Below are 19,911 nucleotides of genomic sequence, written 5' to 3' on the forward strand. Positions count from 1 at the left end.
CGCCGGACGATCGATGCGTTCACCAAAGCGCACAATAAACAGGCCGCTCCCTTTGAATGGAAAAAGAAGTTCGTCAAACCGGGAAAGCTGTCGGATAATTACGCTGATTTATGAATCTAAGTACTAGATAGGTGTTTTATGAATAGAATGACATTCTCTTCCATCCTGTTGGCAGTAATTTTGTTGGGGCTTGGTTCACAGAATGCCTGTGCCCAATATGAGATTACGGTAACGGCCGGCGCCTATGACAGGATGGGTAGCGTTGTCTCTTTTACTCTACCGGATGACGTGGAAGCCGGAACCTACACGCTGCAGAGTGAATCTGGAGAGTCAGCTGTATTGCAGGTAGACGAGCAAAACAGGGGTTCATTTATCCTGGATGAACTTTCTGCAGGATCGAGCAGAACGTATACGCTCGATCTTGATGCCGCAACTGCGGGAGATAATACAGTGCACTCTTCTTATGATCATAACACAATTACCTTTAGTGACGGTCAGAGTGAGGTGCTTTCCTATTACTATCGGCAGAACGAGCTGCCGGAAGGTATGCACGAGATGTATCATCAGGCTGGCTACATTCATCCTGTTTTTTCACCAGACGGGGTGCCGTTGACTAACCACCTGGACCCCAAAGTGCATACGCACCACTATGGAATCTGGGCAGCGTGGACCAACACGGAGTTCCAGGGACGTACGCCTGATTTTTGGAATCCGGATCGATTTACCGGTCGCATTGATCATGCCGATTCGGTTGAGACAGCATGGGAAGGGCCCGTGCATGCCGGCTTAACGGCGATGAACTACTATGTTGACATCTCGAGTTCTGCCCCGGTAATCGCACTCAACGAAAAGTGGAAACTCGTAATCTACGATACGCCGGAGAGCAGCAATTACCATGTGTTCGACCTGGTATTGACGCACACCACAAATACGGCCCAGCCTCTTGTATTGCCGGAGTACCGGTACGGGGGGCTCGCATTCCGCGGGCACGCTGAGTGGGATAATCCCGAAAACGTAACGTTCCTGACATCCGAGGGGAATGACCGGAGCAACGGGAACGAGACCCGGGCGAGATGGGCCCATATGGGAGGCCTTGTGAAAGGACAGCGGGCAGGGATCGCCGTGTTGGGACACCCTGATAACTTTCGGGCGCCACAGCCTATTCGAGTCCATCCCGAGACACCGTACTTTGTCTGGGCCCCGATGCAGCTCGGTGAGATGAAAATAGAACCGGGATCGCCATACGTTATGCGTTACCGGTTTATTACACATGACGGAAAGCCAGATCCAGAAAAATTAGAACGCCTCTGGAGGGATTACGCCTATCCGCCGGGCGTAAGCGTGAGAAGGTAGAACGTAATTATACGGTGAAGAGTTAAGTAATAAAGAAAATCAGATAATTTTTGTTTTAAAAAAATGTTTAATAGTAATTCAGAATCGAATTTTTTGTTTACCGGTAATTTCAATAAGTCTGGCTGGGTATGGCATCTGTGTTTAGCGGGTTGTCTCGTTTTAATGGTCAGTTGTAGTTCCAGTGATGAGGATATCATCACAGAGCAGAATTTTAATCCCGAGGAAATTGCCCCTTTTGTTGAGCCTGATTTCCCTTTTATAACCACATCGGTGGATGCACGCGAGCTGGGAGAAAGCTTTCCGAATGATAACATCACTCCTCGATGTCTTGCTCTTCGCCTGGGTTCTGAAGCTTATGCCTGTTTCGATACAGATATGCTGCGCTGGTCGGTGGCCTGGACTGGTGACTTCCTCCCGATGGTTACGATGGGCCAGATATCCTATCGCGACTTCCACAACAAGGATAATGAGATCCCACTGATTGCAGGAGATCCACAGATAGCAACCGGGCTCTATCCCGGATGGATGGGAGCTGAACCCGAGTTTACGGATCCACGTCCCCCGGCGCCCAACCCGGATGGACCTTCCTGGGGACCGCTACCCCTGGAACTCGGCCGCTATAACGGGTTATATATGGATGGTCAGGAAGTCCTCCTCTCATACACGGCCCAAAACACTGATATTTATGAGAAGCCCGGTGTGGTGAGTACAAATGGAGTAAAAGCTTTTACAAGAACATTTCAAGTCGACAGCCCGGGGCAAGCGCTCTCTCTCGCTGCTGCTGAAGTTGCAAACGGTACGAACAGTGAAGTGAGCGGGAATACAGCATTAATTTACCAAGGTGAAGAACAGGATACTGTCACAGTCATCGGCCTGGCGGGCGATACACCGGGAGTTGAGTTGGAGGTTACAGGTAACCGGTATGCTACGGCCAACTTGTCTGCAGCTGATAGCAACGTCAATTTTACTGTTGTACTTTGGAAAGGTCCTGCCGGAGAGGTTGAACAGTTTGATCAGCTGCTTGCTCAAGCTGACACCAATATTGACCTGGCGGAATTCAAGAATGGTGGCCCGGCGCGCTGGTCTGAAACCGTCCATACCCGGGGACAGCTTGCACCGGATACTGCAGCTTATGTCATCGACCGCCTGACGCTGCCGATTCCCAACCCGTGGAAACGAAATGTTCGCGTGGTTGACGCTTCTTTTTTTGATGACAACAGTGCAGCGTTGGTTACTTTTGAGGGCGACCTCTGGTTGGTAGATGGCATTGATGACGAGTTGGAAAGCCTTGAGTGGAAACGGTACGCCTCCGGACTTTATGAGCCACAGAGTATTGAAGTGGTAGATAACGAAATCTATGTTTTTGGCAAAGAGGGCATAACGCATCTCCAGGACCTGAATGATGATGGTTCTGCCGATTATTACCGGAACTTCTCAAGCCTGATGGAGCAGTCGATTGAGACCCGCGAATGGGCCAGCGGCATGGTGGTAGCCCCGGACGGAACATTTTATGTCTCAAAATTCGGTGCCCTTGATATGGGACCAGAAACCTCTTCACCCAAAAGCATTATGGGATTCCGGGCGGGCTCTCATTACGGGGGCTCTATTGTAGAGATATCTCCTGATGGCCGCCAGGTAGACCACTATGCTACTGGCTTCCGTGGTCCCTATCTGGGAATCAATCCTGAAACCGGCGTTGTAACTGCGTCCGACCAGCAGGGCCACTACATGCCTTCGACTCCTATCTACATGGTTGATAAAGGCGATTACTACGGCGTGCCCGCCACAGCACACCGCGATCCGTTGCCCGAGATTACCCCGCCACTTACCTGGATACCACACAGTGTAGATCGTTCTGGTACGGGCCAGGTTTGGGTTAACAGTGACAAGATGGGACCGCTGAGTGGTCAGATGGTTCACCTCTCATACGGTCGCCCAGGCATGTTCAAAGTTATGATCGACAGTACCAGCGATGCCGTCCAGGGAGGCGTATCCTTTATTAAGGGTAACTACCCGGCCCCGACGATGAAAGGGGATATCAGTCCTGCCGACGGGCAGTTGTATGTTGCAGGGTTCTCACTTTGGGGATCAAACTCTGATGTGATCAGTTCCTTCGTACGGCTGCGATACACCGGTCAGGAAAGCCTGCTGCCACAGGATTTTAGTGTCCGTGATGGCGGGGTGATGCTCCGGTTTGGCACAGAGCTGGATGAGGAAGCAGCTAAAAATATTGCCAATTATCGCGTAAAACGCTGGAATTACCAGCGCTCTGAAGAGTATGGATCCGGGCACTACAAGCTGGATGGCTCACCCGGGGAAGAGATCATGCCTGTGTTTTCAGCTCATCTTTCGGATGACAAGCGCGGTGTTTTTATAGCCATCCCTGATATCAGGGAAGTCATGCAGATGGAGGTCTCCTACGACCTGCAAACCAGCGATGGGCGGGCATTAAGTAACGATTTCTGGTTTACGGTCAACGATGTAGAAGAACCTGAGTTTTTGGCCGATAGTTTTGGTAACCTGGATGTGGATCAGCTGCTGGAGGGTGCCAGCGCACAAACAGTAGCACAGAATGTTGAGGAGCCGGTTTCTGCTGAGCGCGGTAAAACGCTGTTCCAGCGTACGGGTTGCTTCGCCTGCCACTCCACAGATGGAACAACCGAAGGCAAGGTTGGGCCTACTATGGAGGGACTCTTTGGTTCAACCCGAACTCTGCAGGATGGTTCAAGCACTACTGCTGATGAGGAGTACCTGCGGCAATCAATACTGGAACCAGGAGAGCAGGTGGTTGAAGGATACGAGGGAGAGATGCCTTCATTCCTTGGTATACTGTCAGATAGTGAAATCAATTCTATTGTTGAGTATATCAAGACCGTTTCCGAATGATCTGAATTTGGGTCACATAAAGAGTATATCCCAGAGAACCACAGCGCAGGCACAGAGGATCTTAAAGGCTCTTTGTGCCGCTTTGTGGTTTTTTTGTGTAACTCTGTGTGATAAAACGATAAGGCAATCTCACTATTAAGACCTTTTATCCCGAAACTTTTTGTTATAGATTGGAAGCAGAAAAATATGTAACACAAATTCTCCTTCATGAGACTAAGCAAAGTTTTCCTGTTATCGCTCGTTCTGCTACTAACATGTAATCTGCTGAACGCTCAGACAGTTGAAGATCCAGATCCCGGGCGCTTCCAAGAGCAGATCGAAGTATTTATGCAGTGGGATGCGAAAAATAGTTTTCCAGAAGATGGAATTTTGTTTGTGGGCAGTTCCAGCATCCGGTTTTGGAAGACCCATCAGGCGTTTCCGGAGCTTCCGGTCATTAATCGGGGATTTGGCGGTTCCCACATCTCTGACGTGCAGCATTATTACGAGAAAGTGATCCAAAAGTATGACCCTGCCGTCATAGTCTTTTACGCTGGGGATAATGATGTGGCCGCAGATAAGCCGGTGCAGCAAGTAGTGGAGGATTACCGACAGCTTACCGATCGTATCATGCAGGATTTCCCGGGAGCCAAGTTTGTTTATGTCCCGATAAAGCCAAGCTCTAGTCGGTGGGGGTATTGGAAGACGATGGGGGAGGCCAATCGTGAAATCAGGGAATACAACAAGCAGCACGATCAGCTTTATTATGTGGATTTGGCAACGCCGCTGCTTGAAAACGGCAAACCCAATGATAGCCTCTTTATCGAAGACCTGCTTCACCTCAATGAAAAAGGATATGCTGTTTGGAACCGGATTATCGGGCCGAAGCTGAAGGAGTTGTATTGATAAAACAGGGATTTCCTAGACTTGAAAGGATATGTCTCAATAAGTAAAGCCGGAATCAGTATTGCTGAATTATTTCATATCCCCTTCGCAAGGTAGAGGCATTCATCCAAAGTTCGTCATTTTGCCAATGTATGGTCGCTCATTTACCCGCTTCCGAGAGAGCCCTTACCTTCGTTCCACTTACTGTTTGCACGTTATATCGATGATCTGCTGGACGGGAGCCTGCCGCTTGCCCGATCCCCGGAAAAGCTGGAAGAAATGCAGTTGAGGGCTCGGCTTCCTCGCTAATTTTATTTTACGTCAGTTCGATATAAGATTTCTTATTAATAACCTCAACGCTTGGTCCCAATGCTCTACGTTGGGACCTGTTGGGACGCTCTGCGTCCAGTAAACCTATGCTGTAATAGAGACGCGGAGCGTTAGAGGGGCTTCCGCCGCAGCGCGGACGGTAGCGAGCAATTGGTGGAATACTACCTTAGAATGCTGCCAGCAGGCGTTGTTTAGTAAATTACTAATTGAGTTGAATCAAATAGTATATTGGTGTAGTGTATTACTAATTAGTAAAGGAAATCTGGTTAATTACTGTGTGAAGCTCCGATTTTTGTCGGACCTACTTTTCCTTGAAAAACACTATAAGGAGTAAGGAATGAGTTCTGAATACAAAATTCCCTCTCAAACACGCATAGGTCATGTGCATCTGAAGGTGGCTGACCTGGATCGAGCGCTGGATTTTTATTGTGGTCTCCTTGGATTTGAACTTATGACTACCTACGGAGACCAAGCGGCGTTTATCTCGGCCGGGGGCTACCATCACCATATTGGATTGAATACCTGGCATAGCAAGGATGGGCCGCCCGCTCCCAAAGGCAGTGCCGGCCTGTTTCATACCGCCATCCTGTACCCTCAACGCAAAGATTTGGCACTGGCGGTTAAACGGCTATTGGAGCATGACTATCCGCTAACCGGGGCATCCGACCATGGCGTATCGGAGGCGATATATCTGGATGATCCCGATGAGAATGGTGTGGAGCTGTACTGGGATCGTCCCCGGGAACGCTGGCCCCGCAGTGAGGACGGTTCTGTGAATATGTTCACAAAGGGTCTGGATCTGAATGATCTGCTGCGTGAAGCAGGGTGACTAGCTACCCCTGGTATTGATAAGAATGACCCCATTGGCACCGTCCATTCCATATAAAGAGGTATCAGTGCCTTTGAGTACCTCAATTTCAACAATATCTGAAGGGTTTATGAGATTATAGATGCTTGAAAAGTCTTTTCCGGCACGTATTCCGTTTATGACAAACAGCGGGGAGGTATCACCGGTAAAGGAACTCTTCTCCCGAATGGTAATCCGGGCACTTGGTCCTTCGCCCACCACCTTTACACCCACGATACGTCGCAGGTAGTCGGTCAGGGAATCGGAGGAATGTTGGTCTATTTTTACTGAGTTCTCGTCATTACTCCTCTCCGAACTAACTCCACCCTGTCCAGTGGTCGCACAACCCGCCAAGCCCAACAGAAGTGTGAATATAGCTACCTTCGTATATGAGATTAGGTATTCCATGATACTTGGATTTGAATTAGAATTGCCTATTTACTGTAACACTCCATACCAGGCAATGTTGGTGAAACGAATAGTTATCCACTACTTCCTTTTGTATTAATAATGATTACACCATTAGCTCCTTCTACACCGTAGGCCGAGGCTTCAACACCTTTAACAACCTTTATACTTTCCACATCATGCATATTAATAATACTTTGAACCTGGCTGTAGTCTCGACCAACCCGAGTATTGTCGATATAAAACAGTGGGTCAGAGCTGCCAAGAAAGGTGTTTACCCCCTGTATTACGATTTTAACATTACTGCCGGATCCCTGGACCTGCACTCCCGGTACCCGACGCAAATAGTCGTCTAAAGAAATATTTCCGTTGGTTACTTTGACACTATTCGCCCGATCCGTACTATTGTCAGATTTTACGCCTTGGCCACTGCTGGCACATCCGGAAAAAATAGTAGCAAAAATTGTTACTGATACCAATAAAAGTAAGTGTAACCGTTTCATTCTACTGTTTGTGGATTTAGGTTATCGTGAAAAGATTACATGACTTTTCAAAACTGGAATGTATTATTTTTTTAAATATCTCTCTGTCTTATTGACAATCTCGTAATTACGCACCTCTCTACCTACAGTTAAGCCTGATAAAAAAATATCCCATTCAACGATAAACCAGTTGCCTACATTTTTGAGTTTATGACGATTATTCCACCGCCTCCTTCAACTCCATAAAATGCGGCATCAGCTCCTTTTAAAACTTCTATATTGCTGACGTCGTGCAGGTTGACCAGGTTATAAACATTGCTGAAATTTCTGCCAACTCGAACACCGTTCACCACAAAGAGGGGGCTAGGATTGCCCAACAGCGTGTTTATTCCCCTTATTGTGATAAAAGCATTCGGACCACTCCCCGCTACACTTACTCCCGGAACCCGCCTCAGGTAGTCGGTCAGATCGAGTGTCGGATTATCAACAATTATTTTATTACTTGTTCCCGTTGATCCGGCTGAGCTGCTGCTGACTCCATTGCCGCTGGTTCCGCAACCTAAAATCAGCAATGTACACGCAATGCTCAGGAAATACCGGTATGCTTCTTTGCATGTCATAATATTACTCCTTTAGAGTGAATATTGTTTAGTGCTCTCTTGACTTGATTACCTCGTTTCCGACAGTAACTTTAACCCTTCTTTGTTTAACGAATAAACTCTTTGTTATTGCACATGCTAGAAGTGAATTATTCCCGATTTTTCACTTACTGTACAATGGTTTATTTGCCAAAGAATTTGTTATCTAATGAATACTTGCCTCCTCCAAGCAAGGAAGTAGAAATAAAGAAAATAAGAAAAAGTAATGCTTTTTCTTTCGTGCCAAATGGATCACCGGCATGGGCAATGAAACCTGCTACAGCCATGTTAATAACCAATATAATAGATGCCAGCCGCGTTCCCAATCCAATCAGAACTAAAAAACCACAAATACCTTCTGCAAACGCAACTAGTATCAGGGAGAGCGCAGGACCCAATCCAAGCGGATCACCGAATTGAAACTGCCCCGAAAGCACATTTGTCAATTTGGGTATTCCATGGGTGAGTATTAAAGCACCTGCTGCTACCCGTATAAACAAGATTGCACTATGCTCACTTACTAATGCATCCAGCTTCCCAGACAAGTATTTTCTCATGGTATATAAATTATAAGTTAAATAAAATTATTGATTTACTATAGTGTGATATACCGGTTACTTTATTTCACCTGTTATCTCAGTGATCGGTGTAAGGTGTACCTTTCTGAATTCGACTTCTGCTCCCTCGGCCTGTAGCGCAATGTGACCCTCCCGGGCAGTAGCGTCATACCCGAAGTTTACGAGATCATCATTCACCCACACTTTTATGGAATCGCCAACCGCTTCAATCCTCATGGTATTCCATTTGCCAAGTGGTTGTTCAGAGTTGTCTGTGAGGTTAACAATTCTTCGGTTTGCTCCTTCAGTGATCCCCCATTTTTCTTTGGGCCCACGCCGTTCTACCATATTGGGGACCGTGATATCTTCTACGATACACCAGAAGTCCCCGGCATTTTCATGCATCATCTGAACTTCAATGGATTTTGGAAACATTTCATAGAGGGCCCGCGGGGTAGAGGCATGAACCAACACGCCGCAATTACCGGGTTCTCCAGGGAACCGGTACTCCACTTCCAATCGATAGTTACTGTATTCCTCGTCAGTTATCAAATGGCCGCGCGGTTCACCCAAACTAACCAAGTAACCATTACGCACCACAAAAGGGTTTCGAATCGTAGAATCTTCATCCATTGCGGGCACATCGATATGCCAACCGCTCAGATCTTTCCCGTTAAAAAGTGATGTTGATTGTGCGGCAACCTGCCACGAAGAGCAAAAAATCATCACACCCGTTAATAGATATCCCGTAAGTATTTTTGAGTCCATGTTCCCCATCCCATTTAAATTGTTAGCCGGCTCGAAAGCCATGATGAAAAAAACAAGTTAACAGGATGATCCGGAACTGCAAGTTCATCCCGGCGACTAATAATAAATTGCAGACCCAATCACGGGCCTGCAATTCAGGGAAATCACACTTCCAGTACCAAGTGCACTGTTGTGTGAGGATAAATATCATGAGTATTTTTAGTCCCAGTCACCACGGCCTCCTCTACGTCTGTCTCCGCGATTATTACCATATTGGTTAAACTGGTATTGGAAATTGACCATGAAGCTGCGACTGGACCAGCTAAATTCGCGTTCCGAGTAAAAGTTTTGATTGTTTATTGTATTCTGGAAATTCCGTGAGTTTAGTATGTCGTCTACACTGAGGGATACCGTGGCCTGTCCATTCCAGAGTTCAAAGTTCCTGGAGATACCTGTGTCCATCATAGTCATGCCATCCCGGTGGCCCTGGGTCGTATTTCGAGGCCCACGATATCGGCCTGAAAACTGGAAGTTCCATTGAGATGTGGGTCTCCAGCGCAGGGTAAGCCGACCTTGTGCTGTTTCGGCATGGCTTGTCAATTCGGTTCCCTGGTAGGTTCCCCGGGAGTCGGATTGGTAGAAATTGGCATTGGCCGTAAGACTCAGTGATTGCGCAATATCCTGGTCAGCGGAAAATTCGATGCCCCACGCCTCTTCGGTTGCCAGGTTGATCGGCTGTGTACGCCTGATCCCCTGATCGTCGAGCGTGGTTACGCGTTCATGAACCCCGGTGCGATAGCGGTAGTAGACACTGGTAAGCAGGGACCCGGTGTTCCAGTACTGCAGGTAACCCGTTTCAAATGAGTTGCCATACTCAGGTTCAAGCTCGGGATTCCCGGAAAATCTGCTGCGGGAGTCGGAGTAATCGGAGAACGGCAGCAGCATGCGAGACCATGGCCTATCGAGGCGGCGGCTGTAGCTCACCTGCACCGATTGTCTGTCATTGAATGAGTAGTTCAGGAAAACGCTTGGAAACAGGCCGATATAATTCTGGTTGGTCTTTTGCCCGGTGGTCTTGAGCTCGGTTTCAATAACTGTGTGTTCAGCCCGTAACCCAAAAGAGGTAGAGAAGGCGCCGAACTGCTTGCTCAGTGTGGCATAGACTGCATTGATGTTTTCAAGATAGCGGAAATTGTCATTGAATTCGGCGGCCTGCAGCGGCTGCCAGCTATTATTTTCAAAGACTTCTGCGCGGTAGCTGTTGTCCATCCGATCAAAGGTAGAGCGCGCTCCCGCTTCCAGCTCGCCGCCTTCGCCAAGAGGGCGAACGTAGTCGGCTTCAAACCTGAAATCCTGTGATGATTCTTCGCTGATAGTACGTTCACGCTGGGGATCGTAGGTTCCCTCTAATACGCGTTCTGAAAAGTTAGAGCGTTCGGATTCGTTGCCCATGTCAAAGCTGGCTTCGGCGGTCAACCGGTGGCTCTGGCCTTCAATCCTGTTTTCATATTCCAGGTTCACTTCAAACTCTTTTCCCATCTCATCCTGGTCGTCAATGCGTCGTATCTCACGCATCAGATCGCCAACGTTGCCATTGCTGTTTATTTGGTAATCTATGTAATTTACCTGCTCGTTAGACCAGCCGTCCTCTATCTCACCATTCGCGTCCAGGGTCAGTGTCTGCCGGTCAGTCAGGAAAAAGTCGGCTCCCAACCGCAGATCTCCATCCACTTCACTTTCATCGGCATCCGTGTTTTCACGATAGGCATAGGAAGTATCAGCATCGGATGTTTGCCCGATATTAAACTCTTGGTAAGAATACCCTTCCTCAGGATCGCTGCGATAGTCGACTCCACCGCCCATAAACCAGTTTACATTTTCTGTCCGGTAATTGAGATTGGTAGACATCTCATGATCTTGGGGAAGCCCTGATCCAACGCCGACGCTACCGTTGAAACCCTCTCGCTGGTCTTTTTTCATGATAATGTTGATAATCCCGGCCGACCCTTCGGCTGAGTATTTGGCCGATGGATTGGTAATAATTTCAACTTCTTTGATAAGATAGGAGGGGATGCTCCTCAGACCATCAGCGCCGTCATTAACAAGGTTGGAAGGGCGGCCATTGATCAAGATACGAACCGACTGGTTGCCCCGCAGGCTGATGTTCCCGTCAATATCGGTGGCAATAGAGGGCACATTATCGAGCACATTGAGGGCAGAGCCTCCCATACTCGTCAGATCTTGGCCAACATCGAACGTGCGGCTGTCAAAATTCATCTGCATTGAGGACTGTTCGGCCCGCACCATCACTTCCCCCATCTCCTCAGAGCGTGGAGACAGCGTTACCTCTCCAACATTGTAGGTTTCCCCGGCAGCCAGGTCAACGCTTTCAGTGTAGGTATTGTATGAGACATAGGAGATACGCACTACATAATTACCCGGTTTGACATCCACAGAAAACGCTCCGGTTGTGTCGCTGGAGGCTCCCGTAACCAGGTTCGACTGTGTGGAGTCGTAAATGGCTACCGATGCGTTCAACACGCTTTCTCCATCTTCATTATATACAGTACCTTCAACAAGCGCTTTTTCGCCTGATCCAGAGGTTTGAGCTATTGCAGAATGTGCTGTAAATACCAAGAGAAAGCCTAGGATGATGCGCTTCATAATTTGGGCTTTTGTGTGCGTTGCCGTTCTTAGTTCATTCTAAACATAATAGCCGAAGCTGACCCAATACTGAATGAAATTTGATGACAATTTGAAGATTTGAAAACCCGTTCAAACTTTTCCAGACCAAGGCCCATTCATGAACTTAAAACGAGTTAATAGGCTGGCATTCCCGGGCTTTTTGGCATGTAGATGAGGTCTTAAAAAAGAATCATTAGTGTCCGGGGAAATTAATCTTTAGGCAAAAGATGGTGTTTAAGTTGACTACATGGTGTTTTTGAAAGGGAATTCAAAATGAACCTCTATATAAAAAGGCTTCATACAATAGGCCAGCCTCTGGAGTCCGGCCTTTGTAAAGTTGACCGCCCGGAAGGGAGCGTAAAGAAAAAATCTGTGATTTTTTTAGTGGAACGAGGAGCCCTTCAGGTCAAGTTTACCTTCGCCGGCGATTTTTTTCGTTCATTTTTTCATCGCTGAAAAAATGGACAGCAGGAATGAGCAGCAAGACAACGTTAAAAGTTCATTACCGGACAACAGTGGAAAAAAGAATATTTCCCATTAATCTAGGACTTGGTCAGGGCATCCTCACGAGGGCTTTAACTGATTTATTTGAATCATTTATAAGAGGATACTTACTCTCTCCTTAATTGCTGAAGTCATGCGTGTTATTAGTTCCAATCATGCTTTTTTTCTGATGAAAATATACGCTTAGTTGTAGCACCTTATAAGCATCCGTTGCCAAACCAATGCGTATTGCTTGATCAACTTATGCGCATAGAAAAAAATCCTATGCTTATAAAAAATATTTCTGTAGGCATAGGTTTTGTAACCTATCCTTATTGGATGATCGAGTTATGTGTAGAAACTGAATATTCCGTTAATCATAAACCTTGCCGTCTAATGTGTTTGTTGCCCGGAGGTTCATACAATCCAAGGCCGGAAGGGTGATCCAAGATATTTTTCTTTAGTAAGTTCCTACTCAAGCCCCAGCTTTTGACGGACTTCTGTTTTATACGATCTTCCAACCGGGACATCATGCTTTCCGAGCGAGATTTCGTCGTGGCTTACTATATCTATCCGATTGATATTAATAATGAACGAACGATGAGTGCGGAGAAAGGAATCGGAAGGAAGGCGTTCCTCAAAATCGCTCGTAGTTTCTTTAGTGATAATTCGTTCGCTGGTAGTATAAATGCGGATATAATCTTTCAAGCTTTCTATAAATACGATTTCCTCAAGATTGATTTTCTTTTTTTTACGGTCAACAGTCACAAAGAGATAGTCTTTCGTTGAATCTTCGGTACTATTTGAACTTGCCTGGTGTTTTTCAAAACGATCAAGCGCCTTGATAAAACGGGGAAAAGAGACCGGCTTCATTAGGTAATCGATGGCATTAAGTTCAAATCCCTCCACGGCATAATCGCGGTGTGCTGTCACCAGGATCAGGGCCGGGGGATCGTCAAGCGTTTTAAACAGCTGAATGCCGTTGAGCTCGGGCATCTCAATATCCAGCAGCAACAGATCTACCGGCGAATGCGACAGGCATTCAAAAGCCTGCATGGAATCGGTGCTGGTATGGACGACTTCATAATTGTTGATCTTTGCAAGATGTTGCCTGAGAACCCGGATAGCAACCGGTTCATCATCAACTATCATACATTTCCATTTCTTCATGGGGAATTTGGGTTATCGGGATGGACAGCTCCACCCGGAATTCATGTTCCGTTTTTTCCCGTTTAAACAGGTATCTGTCTCCAAAAAGGATATCGAGTCTCTTTTCTATATTTTGTAAACCTACCCCCGGGCTTTCTTTGGTTTGGTTTGCCGGACCAAGCGAGTTTGTTATGGTAAAATCCAGCATTTCACTGCGCGTGGCGATCGAGATATGGATATAACTTTTTGAAGATGCCTTTGAAACACCGTGTTTGAAACTGTTTTCCACCAGCGGCAACAGGATCATCGGGGGCACGCGGTAAAACTTATGACTCGGGTCCAATTCCATCTGCAGGTCCAGGCGGTCGCCACAACGAATTTTTTGAATCTCGATATAATTACTGATATGCTCGATCTCCTCCCGCAGCGGAACGCGGTCGCCTGAACTGTGATACAGCATATATTCCAGCATGTCAGAAACTTTGAGCACAAGTTCAGGGGCCTCGTCCGACTTTTCCAGCGTCAGGCCATAAAGGTTGTTAAGCACATTGAAAAGGAAGTGTGGCCGGATCTGCTCTTTCAGATAAGCCAGCTCTTTTTCGCGGGCATAAAGCTCAAGCTCAAGTTTCTCCTGTTTCAGCCGATTGTTGAGTTCTCTTTCCCGGTACCATTGCCGGGTAATCTGGATGGCCACAGCGGGAAGAATGACGAGGAACATAGAACCTGTAAGATACCCGAGATCTGTAATCTTCGGATTCAAAAGTTCTATCTGGAATTCATAAACCAGCACAAATAAGCCCATGGCAATCATTAGCTCCAGCCATGCGGCAAGGATGACGGCGTAACAAGAATAAAGTCCGAATAGAAAAAAACGGCGTTTCAGCAGGTAGCGCGGTACCAGGAAATTAAGCAGCAGGTAGGTCGTGCCCGCCAGCACAGGCAGGAGTAGCAGTACAAAAATAAGGCTCTGGCGGTATCCATACTCCTCATCGGGATTCCCATACACCCAGACCATCAACAGGCCGACTGCAATCCAAAAACCGGTATGTGCTAGTTTGGTTTTAATAATATCTCCTTTGCCAGTGCTTATTTGAACACGGGATCGCAGTTATTATAACGCGATACTACATAATCCATATTATCGAGCTAAGTTGCTATCTCCGATAGACGAATGCCGGTTTTTTGTCGACCAGCGGATCTGCTTCCTGGCGGCATGGGGCAAAAATGTCGAGTATCCCCCCAAAGTTGCAGTTTATCGATAACTGCTGTTTTGGCAGAATTGATTCAATTAGATTTGAGTTGAACTCAAACTAAATTATGATGATATGATCGATTTATTTTATAGAGGTGGGCCTCTTTTTATGAGCCTTGTTTCGCTGGCAGGCTTATTGGCTTTTGGTCTTATTGTATACGTGTTAATAAACGTGGTAAAAGGGAAAACGGTTTCGAAATCAACATTTAAAAAAATTCCTATAGCCGGAAGCTTGGCCTTCGTCATAGGCATTTTAGGACAGGCAATCGGCTTATACGACGCCATGGGAGCAATACAAGCGGCGGGTGATGTGTCCCCGGCATTGGTAGCAGGTGGTTTCCAAGTCTCCATGATAGCCCCGCTTTATGGACTCGTAATTTTTGCTTTTACACTGATTTTCTACCTGGTGATAAGCCTCGCCTATTCTCCTGGAGATGGATAGCGGAGCAAACGAACCAGAGCTGGATTTACCTTCGATGTGGAGGCAGCTTCCCTGGGCCTCCCCTCTCAACTGTTGCCTCCACTATCTATATAGAGGCCTTTGCAAAACTACACCATTTGAAATTGTTATCGCGTCCGCCAGCTGGCGGATTTCGGGGCGTGGCGATCCCCACACAGATGGAGATTGTCTCCCGACCACTATCGGGATCATTTCATCCGCTCCATCACGCCAGTAGTCGGACACAGTTCGCAATGACATAGGGTGTTGCAAAGCCTCCCATCAAGAGAATATTTCTATTACCGGTTCCAGGGCGGTACCACTTCATTCATCCGGGCATAGGCAATTGATTGTCCCACATGTTCACTCATATGAGTAATAAGTTGCATCAATACCGCCTGGCCGTCAACTGTACGACCATAGAGTTCAGTCTGTTCACTGAGTTTAGAAACTGGCATCTGATTTACAGCCTCCTTCAGATGATTTATAGATCGTTCAAGTATGGCCACGACCTCCTCTTTGCCCGTGATCGACTCAATGGCGTCCAGGTTCAGATCATCCGGCGCGGGGATGCCCAACGAATTTTGGGGATAATAGAAATTATATCGCGCAATGTGAGTATACACTTCCTGTACAGAACTGACTCCATCCATGGGTCGCCAGTCATAGCTTTCGGCAGGCATCGCCTTTGCAAGCTCAAGCACGCGAGAGGCGTAATTAAATTGTCCCAGGAACTGCTCTTTGAAGTTGTTCGATGTCTCCTGGGCAATAGAATTCCCTATCAGAAGAAAAACAGCAATTGCTATTATGAGGGTCGTTTTAGATCGCATATTGTAATTCCAGATTAAATGGTTGAAGTAGAGTGTTGAGTTTTAAAATAACCTGAGTTCGGCGTAAAAACTACTCAAAATAATACCTGTCATCGCTAGGAGGCCTTGGCGATGACAGATTATTTGTATGTAAAATCAGCGAATTTCACATTTCATGCTTGGAACCCGGATAGACAGGATTTAAGGATTTTCGGGATTACTTATCAGGTAAACATTACCATCCTGCAGATCCCTTAATCCTGGAAATCCCGGTTCTAACCCCCTCCCGAAGGATCGGCTGAACTCCTCCCAATGACGGTTTTTACATCAAACTGCCATTAAAATATGATAAACAGTAGCTTCAGAAAAACCCGGTGATTTGGCTACAGATTATTATTGGTCTGGTAGCCAACGGAAATTATCGGTGCGGGGTAGGGCCTCTATAATTTCTAACAGTTTTTGAGTGGGAGTCCCAAGCTTGCGGGTATCAAGATTGAGCCAGGCCCCATCGACAACAATGACCGCTGCTTTTGCCACGTCCCCTCGATATACCTCGTGACGAAATGACCAACGGGAACCGTCTTTACGCATCGCCATTATGGCGCAATGCACAATTATGCTTTCGGAGAGCGGCACCTCTTTCAGGAATTTGGTCTCCTCCCTGAACAGGATTGGTCCCAACTTTTCCTCTTGGGCAATTTGTTCGATCGACATACCATAGTCGGCAAACAGGGAAACCCGTGTTTGGGCGGCGTAGTCATTATAGGCAGAGTGGCGCAAGTGGCGATTCGGGTCCATATCGGCCCATATCACCTCGTAGCTTTTGCTGTAGTCATCCATTTTTTACAGTGAATAATACTGTTTTAATTGCTTTTGTTAGTTATTTAGAACATTATTCTTTGAAATAAGTCAAGGCTAAAAGACATTTGCAAATCAACTATATGAGAAAGAGACGCTCTGCCAGTAAAGTTGGGGTTGATGAAATACAGTCCATGCCCACGATAGCTCAAAGATCAAAGCATGCTGCCTTGTCAGTAGTGCTGGGTATTCTTCTGGTTGAATTAATTTATATAAATCCTTTCATGACGAAGGGGTTTGGGCTTATTGGAATTTTGGTTATTCAATATTATGACCATCCACTTTTTATAGCATTTGTACTGGGTTGTGCACTATTGGGTTGGATAAAAGGTGGGCGATTTGTTGCATCCTTACAAAAGGAGATTGACCTGTGAAAGTTTTGGTAGTCTTTAGGCTGTTCCTTTTTAAACGATCTATAGTTGGATTAACAAGTTTTTGAAAACTTGAATTAGAAAATATATCCCGTCTCCCGTCTCTAGTTATCTCACTTTACAGATTAGCCCGTTATGCGCCTTGATATACCCGGCCCGTAAAGTATTAAAGCCATTCTCCCAGGCATAAAGTCCCATTTGATAAATATCCATCAGCTCGCGATAGCCGTAGTTCATATAATCACTCATTATGGTATAAAACGCTTTGCTGCGCAGCTGGTTACGGGGTGTTGTCAGGATGGCGTAACCCCCGGGTTTGAGGAATCGGCGGTGCATCTCAAAAGCCTCATGCTTGTATTCGTCGGGGAAGTGCTCAATAAGGCCGATGCTGACCACAATGTCGAATTCCTTGCCATATTTCAGATTGCGGATATCATCCACCACAAAATCGATATTCATATCTTCCCTGTACCAGACTTTTGGGCCACCCGTTGCGGGATTTTGCCCCAGGAAGGGATACTGATTGGGAAATTTACCGAACCGGTCCGTTTTGCAAAATTCATCGTAATCCACCAATACAGCGTGCCCACCGGGATATTGCGCCAAAAGTTGCATCGCTTCGTAGCCATCGGCAGCTCCAAGGAAGAGGACTTCAGGCTTTTTAACATTTAGATCTCCAAAAAGGGCGCGTTTGCCTCGGGGATCCCAGATGGCGTCCTCCACGCGATGAACTTTATTCCACACCAGCAACTGAACCAGCTCCTCCAGGGCTTCCCCCGCGCCGTGAACATCGAGTTTTAGCAATGAATTCCAGATCTCTGACCGGACGGCCCTTTTCTCCTCTGGCACATCCTTTATAAATAACTGGTGAAACGAGCGGTTGAAGTGCTCCCATCCCTCTTTGACCGGCATCCGTTCGCCGTGCTCCTCCTCCCAAAGCTTTTTGCCCTCGGCCCAGCGGTCCACTTTGTAAGGGCGGTTCACCCGGTCCCAGGAGAGGCTCGACCAGTCGGTAAAGCTGACATCCTCGAAAACGTCGGGCGGCGTATTGCGAAGATCACGAACATGGGTAGGCAGACGTTCAAAATATCCGATTGAATGTTCTCTTTTGGTTTCCCTTTCTATCCCGGCTCTTGATCCCATTATAACTCCTCTTTGTTGCCATTGCTCCATTATAACCAACGTTTCCCTGAATATCATTAGTATGATCAGGCCGGGCAGAAATGAGATGAAGTCAGAAAGCAAACAGGAATATTTTCATCAATCGGGTGTCCCGGACTCATCCTAACAGTTAAAATCTTAGCAGGACAGCACGCATCCTGTTGTGGGATCAAGGGGATCCCAGTGCAGGATACGTTGTATCCCACAGTAGGATGCCACGTATCCGATGGTAGGATCAGACTTAATAATTGTTTTAGACTATGCATGCCTACTCCGCAGAAGCCCTTCTTTGCTGTTTTGGATGGCTTTTTCAACACTTTGACCCCGTAAAGGCCGGTATTGAATATGGAGTTCCCATTATGCAATTCGCGATATGTGGATTGCGAATTGTTGGAAAGCGTCCCACTCACGATTTTAAGAGACCGTTCCACATTTATTTAAGACGGCCAAGATATGATACTGCTGATTTACTACTTTTAAGCAAAAGGTTTAAATGAGAATCAGCTAATAGCCATTTGCAGAATCAAAGCAAGCAGTTCGGTGAACATATTTTCCGCATCAAAATACCCACGCCCTTTGCGGTAGGCCCGGTGTTCAGCTATTTGATCAAGGACGAAAAGGTGGTGCTGATCGACTGTGGGCAATATGAGGAACGGGCTTTCACAAAAGTGGAGCTGGCACTCAGGGAGCAGGGGTTGACGGTGAAAGATATTGACGAAATATGGCTTACGCACGCCCACCCGGATCATTTTGGCCAGGCTGCTCGTTTGGCTGATAAGGCCGGTGCTGTCATCCTGGGGCATCGCAAGGAGGAGGCCAGTTTTTCCGGCTATAACAACCGGGATCTATTTGTTGAATTCTTTAATTCTCACGGTATTCCGCAACAAGTAAAGCGAAAGATGATTGAACAGCTCGACTGGCTGGAGCAGTACCAGCAGGCGGTCAGCCCGAAATGGATTGAAGACGGGGAGCAGTTAAGCAGTGGTAAGTTACAGTTCAAGGTACAGCATACGCCGGGACATGCCGCCGGGCATCTTGTATTTGCGGAGCGGGATGGGATGATAATAGGTGGTGATCTGCTGTTAAAGCATATTACAACGAACGCGCTGATCAATTTTGATCCCGATACCGGCCAGCGAAACAGGAGCTTGTTGCAATATCGAGATTCTCTGCAGTGGCTGGCAGGGCAGTCGGGACAGGTATTACCGGGACATGGCGTATTTATCAAAGAGATCTCCAGAGTTGCCGAGCATCATCTTGCCGAGCACAGCATTCGTTACAGTCAGGTGGTGCAGTTGTTGAACCAGGGCCCGCTTTCTCTGCTGGATCTCTCCCTCCGGCTTTTTCCAAAAGCGATGAAACAGGGCGATACCTTCCTGGTGTTTTCAGAAGTAATGGGGTACCTGGATTGGGGAATGGAGAAGGGTGAGATTTATGAAATTCAAAAAGGCAGTATAAGGTATGCTTTATAACATCGGTTGAATTAGTTATTGAAGATGTACCGCCCGGCAGATTGCACTACACCAACCTGTTCAAAAATAACTGAAAGTATTGGTTTAAAACGATATAATAGAACAAATCCAAAAACAGAA

18 protein-coding genes are annotated in these 19,911 nt (G+C 46.8%); 7 read left to right on the forward strand and 11 right to left on the reverse strand.

The features are described from left to right. The first annotated feature begins 138 nt into the window (after positions 1-138). The 4 genes from NC796_RS14990 (at position 139) to NC796_RS15005 (ending at position 6,262) form a co-directional block, all read left to right on the forward strand. Entirely contained in the window at positions 139-1,353 is a 1,215-nt protein-coding gene (locus NC796_RS14990; protein WP_310685515.1) for a PmoA family protein, read from the forward strand. Between the two features lie 162 nt (positions 1,354-1,515). After that, entirely contained in the window at positions 1,516-4,239 is a 2,724-nt protein-coding gene (locus tag NC796_RS14995) for a DUF6797 domain-containing protein (RefSeq protein WP_310685516.1), read from the forward strand. A 207-nt stretch (positions 4,240-4,446) separates the two neighbouring features. Further along, positions 4,447-5,124, forward strand: a complete 678-nt coding sequence (locus tag NC796_RS15000; protein WP_310685517.1) for a GDSL-type esterase/lipase family protein — start codon at positions 4,447-4,449, stop codon at positions 5,122-5,124. A 646-nt stretch (positions 5,125-5,770) separates the two neighbouring features. Beyond that, the gene (locus NC796_RS15005) at positions 5,771-6,262 is read left to right on the forward strand and encodes a VOC family protein (protein WP_310685518.1); all 492 of its coding nucleotides are present in this window, start codon (positions 5,771-5,773) and stop codon (positions 6,260-6,262) included. Here NC796_RS15005 and NC796_RS15010 read toward each other — a convergent pair whose 3' ends face one another. The 8 genes from NC796_RS15010 to NC796_RS15045 form a co-directional block, all read right to left on the reverse strand. Further along, complete coding sequence (locus tag NC796_RS15010; protein ID WP_310685520.1) at positions 6,263-6,688, reverse strand: TonB-dependent receptor plug domain-containing protein; 426 nt, start codon at positions 6,686-6,688, stop codon at positions 6,263-6,265. It abuts the gene before it with no gap. 74 nt (positions 6,689-6,762) lie between these two features. Next, positions 6,763-7,191: a TonB-dependent receptor plug domain-containing protein gene (locus tag NC796_RS15015; protein WP_310685522.1), complete on the reverse strand. Its 429-nt coding sequence runs from the start codon at positions 7,189-7,191 to the stop codon at positions 6,763-6,765. Positions 7,192-7,364: 173 nt separating this feature from the next. Then, positions 7,365-7,790, reverse strand: a complete 426-nt coding sequence (locus NC796_RS15020; RefSeq protein ID WP_310685523.1) for a Plug domain-containing protein — start codon at positions 7,788-7,790, stop codon at positions 7,365-7,367. 161 nt (positions 7,791-7,951) lie between these two features. After that, positions 7,952-8,365 carry a DoxX family protein gene (locus tag NC796_RS15025; protein WP_310685524.1) on the reverse strand — a complete coding sequence of 138 codons (414 nt, stop codon included), beginning with the start codon at positions 8,363-8,365 and terminating at the stop codon, positions 7,952-7,954. 57 nt (positions 8,366-8,422) lie between these two features. Then, positions 8,423-9,091: a DUF1080 domain-containing protein gene (locus tag NC796_RS15030; protein WP_409070383.1), complete on the reverse strand. Its 669-nt coding sequence runs from the start codon at positions 9,089-9,091 to the stop codon at positions 8,423-8,425. Between the two features lie 240 nt (positions 9,092-9,331). Further along, positions 9,332-11,776, reverse strand: a complete 2,445-nt coding sequence (locus NC796_RS15035) for an outer membrane beta-barrel family protein (RefSeq protein ID WP_310685527.1) — start codon at positions 11,774-11,776, stop codon at positions 9,332-9,334. 975 nt (positions 11,777-12,751) lie between these two features. Further along, positions 12,752-13,450, reverse strand: a complete 699-nt coding sequence (locus NC796_RS15040) for a LytTR family DNA-binding domain-containing protein (protein ID WP_310685529.1) — start codon at positions 13,448-13,450, stop codon at positions 12,752-12,754. Then, the gene (locus NC796_RS15045) at positions 13,422-14,444 is read right to left on the reverse strand and encodes a histidine kinase (protein WP_310685530.1); all 1,023 of its coding nucleotides are present in this window, start codon (positions 14,442-14,444) and stop codon (positions 13,422-13,424) included. Before NC796_RS15045 ends, NC796_RS15040 begins: the two co-directional genes overlap by 29 nt. Before the next feature lie 310 nt (positions 14,445-14,754). Here NC796_RS15045 and NC796_RS15050 point away from each other — a divergent pair, with 310 nt between their 5' ends. After that, a complete protein-coding gene (locus NC796_RS15050) occupies positions 14,755-15,123 on the forward strand; it encodes a MotA/TolQ/ExbB proton channel family protein (RefSeq protein WP_310685532.1) in 369 nt (122 codons plus the stop codon). A 296-nt stretch (positions 15,124-15,419) separates the two neighbouring features. On the opposite strand, the gene NC796_RS15055 is transcribed toward NC796_RS15050, so the two are convergent. Continuing rightward, positions 15,420-15,950: a DinB family protein gene (locus tag NC796_RS15055; RefSeq protein ID WP_310685534.1), complete on the reverse strand. Its 531-nt coding sequence runs from the start codon at positions 15,948-15,950 to the stop codon at positions 15,420-15,422. A 372-nt stretch (positions 15,951-16,322) separates the two neighbouring features. Then, positions 16,323-16,769, reverse strand: coding sequence for an acyl-CoA thioesterase (locus NC796_RS15060; RefSeq protein ID WP_310685535.1), 447 nt, complete (start codon positions 16,767-16,769; stop codon positions 16,323-16,325). Positions 16,770-16,870: 101 nt separating this feature from the next. On the opposite strand from NC796_RS15060, the gene NC796_RS15065 reads away from it, so the two are divergent. Continuing rightward, positions 16,871-17,161 (forward strand): hypothetical protein, encoded by a 291-nt coding sequence (locus NC796_RS15065; protein ID WP_310685536.1) that lies wholly within the window; start codon positions 16,871-16,873, stop codon positions 17,159-17,161. A 105-nt stretch (positions 17,162-17,266) separates the two neighbouring features. On the opposite strand, the gene NC796_RS15070 is transcribed toward NC796_RS15065, so the two are convergent. Further along, the gene (locus NC796_RS15070; protein ID WP_310685537.1) at positions 17,267-18,301 is read right to left on the reverse strand and encodes a class I SAM-dependent methyltransferase; all 1,035 of its coding nucleotides are present in this window, start codon (positions 18,299-18,301) and stop codon (positions 17,267-17,269) included. Positions 18,302-18,834: 533 nt separating this feature from the next. Between NC796_RS15070 and NC796_RS15075 the strand changes: the two genes are divergently transcribed. After that, on the forward strand, positions 18,835-19,791 hold the full coding sequence (locus tag NC796_RS15075; RefSeq protein ID WP_310685539.1) for an MBL fold metallo-hydrolase: 957 nt from the start codon (positions 18,835-18,837) through the stop codon (positions 19,789-19,791). Positions 19,792-19,911 lie beyond the last annotated feature (120 nt).

The sequence above is a fragment of the Aliifodinibius sp. S!AR15-10 genome, from assembly GCF_031569985.1.
Classification (GTDB): Bacteria; Bacteroidota; Rhodothermia; order Balneolales; family Balneolaceae; genus JAMQKA01.

What these genes read in the sequence shown, in the direction of transcription:
- NC796_RS14990 (WP_310685515.1), top strand. Translation starts at nt 139, where the DNA reads ATGAATAGAATGACATTCTCTTCCATCCTGTTGGCAGTAATTTTGTTG.
- NC796_RS14995 (WP_310685516.1), top strand. Translation starts at nt 1,516, where the DNA reads ATGGTCAGTTGTAGTTCCAGTGATGAGGATATCATCACAGAGCAGAAT.
- NC796_RS15000 (WP_310685517.1), top strand. Translation starts at nt 4,447, where the DNA reads ATGAGACTAAGCAAAGTTTTCCTGTTATCGCTCGTTCTGCTACTAACA.
- NC796_RS15005 (WP_310685518.1), top strand. Translation starts at nt 5,771, where the DNA reads ATGAGTTCTGAATACAAAATTCCCTCTCAAACACGCATAGGTCATGTG.
- NC796_RS15010 (WP_310685520.1), bottom strand. Translation starts at nt 6,688, where the DNA reads ATGGAATACCTAATCTCATATACGAAGGTAGCTATATTCACACTTCTG.
- NC796_RS15015 (WP_310685522.1), bottom strand. Translation starts at nt 7,191, where the DNA reads ATGAAACGGTTACACTTACTTTTATTGGTATCAGTAACAATTTTTGCT.
- NC796_RS15020 (WP_310685523.1), bottom strand. Translation starts at nt 7,790, where the DNA reads ATGACATGCAAAGAAGCATACCGGTATTTCCTGAGCATTGCGTGTACA.
- NC796_RS15025 (WP_310685524.1), bottom strand. Translation starts at nt 8,365, where the DNA reads ATGAGAAAATACTTGTCTGGGAAGCTGGATGCATTAGTAAGTGAGCAT.
- NC796_RS15030 (WP_409070383.1), bottom strand. Translation starts at nt 9,091, where the DNA reads ATGATTTTTTGCTCTTCGTGGCAGGTTGCCGCACAATCAACATCACTT.
- NC796_RS15035 (WP_310685527.1), bottom strand. Translation starts at nt 11,776, where the DNA reads ATGAAGCGCATCATCCTAGGCTTTCTCTTGGTATTTACAGCACATTCT.
- NC796_RS15040 (WP_310685529.1), bottom strand. Translation starts at nt 13,450, where the DNA reads ATGAAGAAATGGAAATGTATGATAGTTGATGATGAACCGGTTGCTATC.
- NC796_RS15045 (WP_310685530.1), bottom strand. Translation starts at nt 14,444, where the DNA reads ATGGTCTGGGTGTATGGGAATCCCGATGAGGAGTATGGATACCGCCAG.
- NC796_RS15050 (WP_310685532.1), top strand. Translation starts at nt 14,755, where the DNA reads ATGATCGATTTATTTTATAGAGGTGGGCCTCTTTTTATGAGCCTTGTT.
- NC796_RS15055 (WP_310685534.1), bottom strand. Translation starts at nt 15,950, where the DNA reads ATGCGATCTAAAACGACCCTCATAATAGCAATTGCTGTTTTTCTTCTG.
- NC796_RS15060 (WP_310685535.1), bottom strand. Translation starts at nt 16,769, where the DNA reads ATGGATGACTACAGCAAAAGCTACGAGGTGATATGGGCCGATATGGAC.
- NC796_RS15065 (WP_310685536.1), top strand. Translation starts at nt 16,871, where the DNA reads ATGAGAAAGAGACGCTCTGCCAGTAAAGTTGGGGTTGATGAAATACAG.
- NC796_RS15070 (WP_310685537.1), bottom strand. Translation starts at nt 18,301, where the DNA reads ATGGGATCAAGAGCCGGGATAGAAAGGGAAACCAAAAGAGAACATTCA.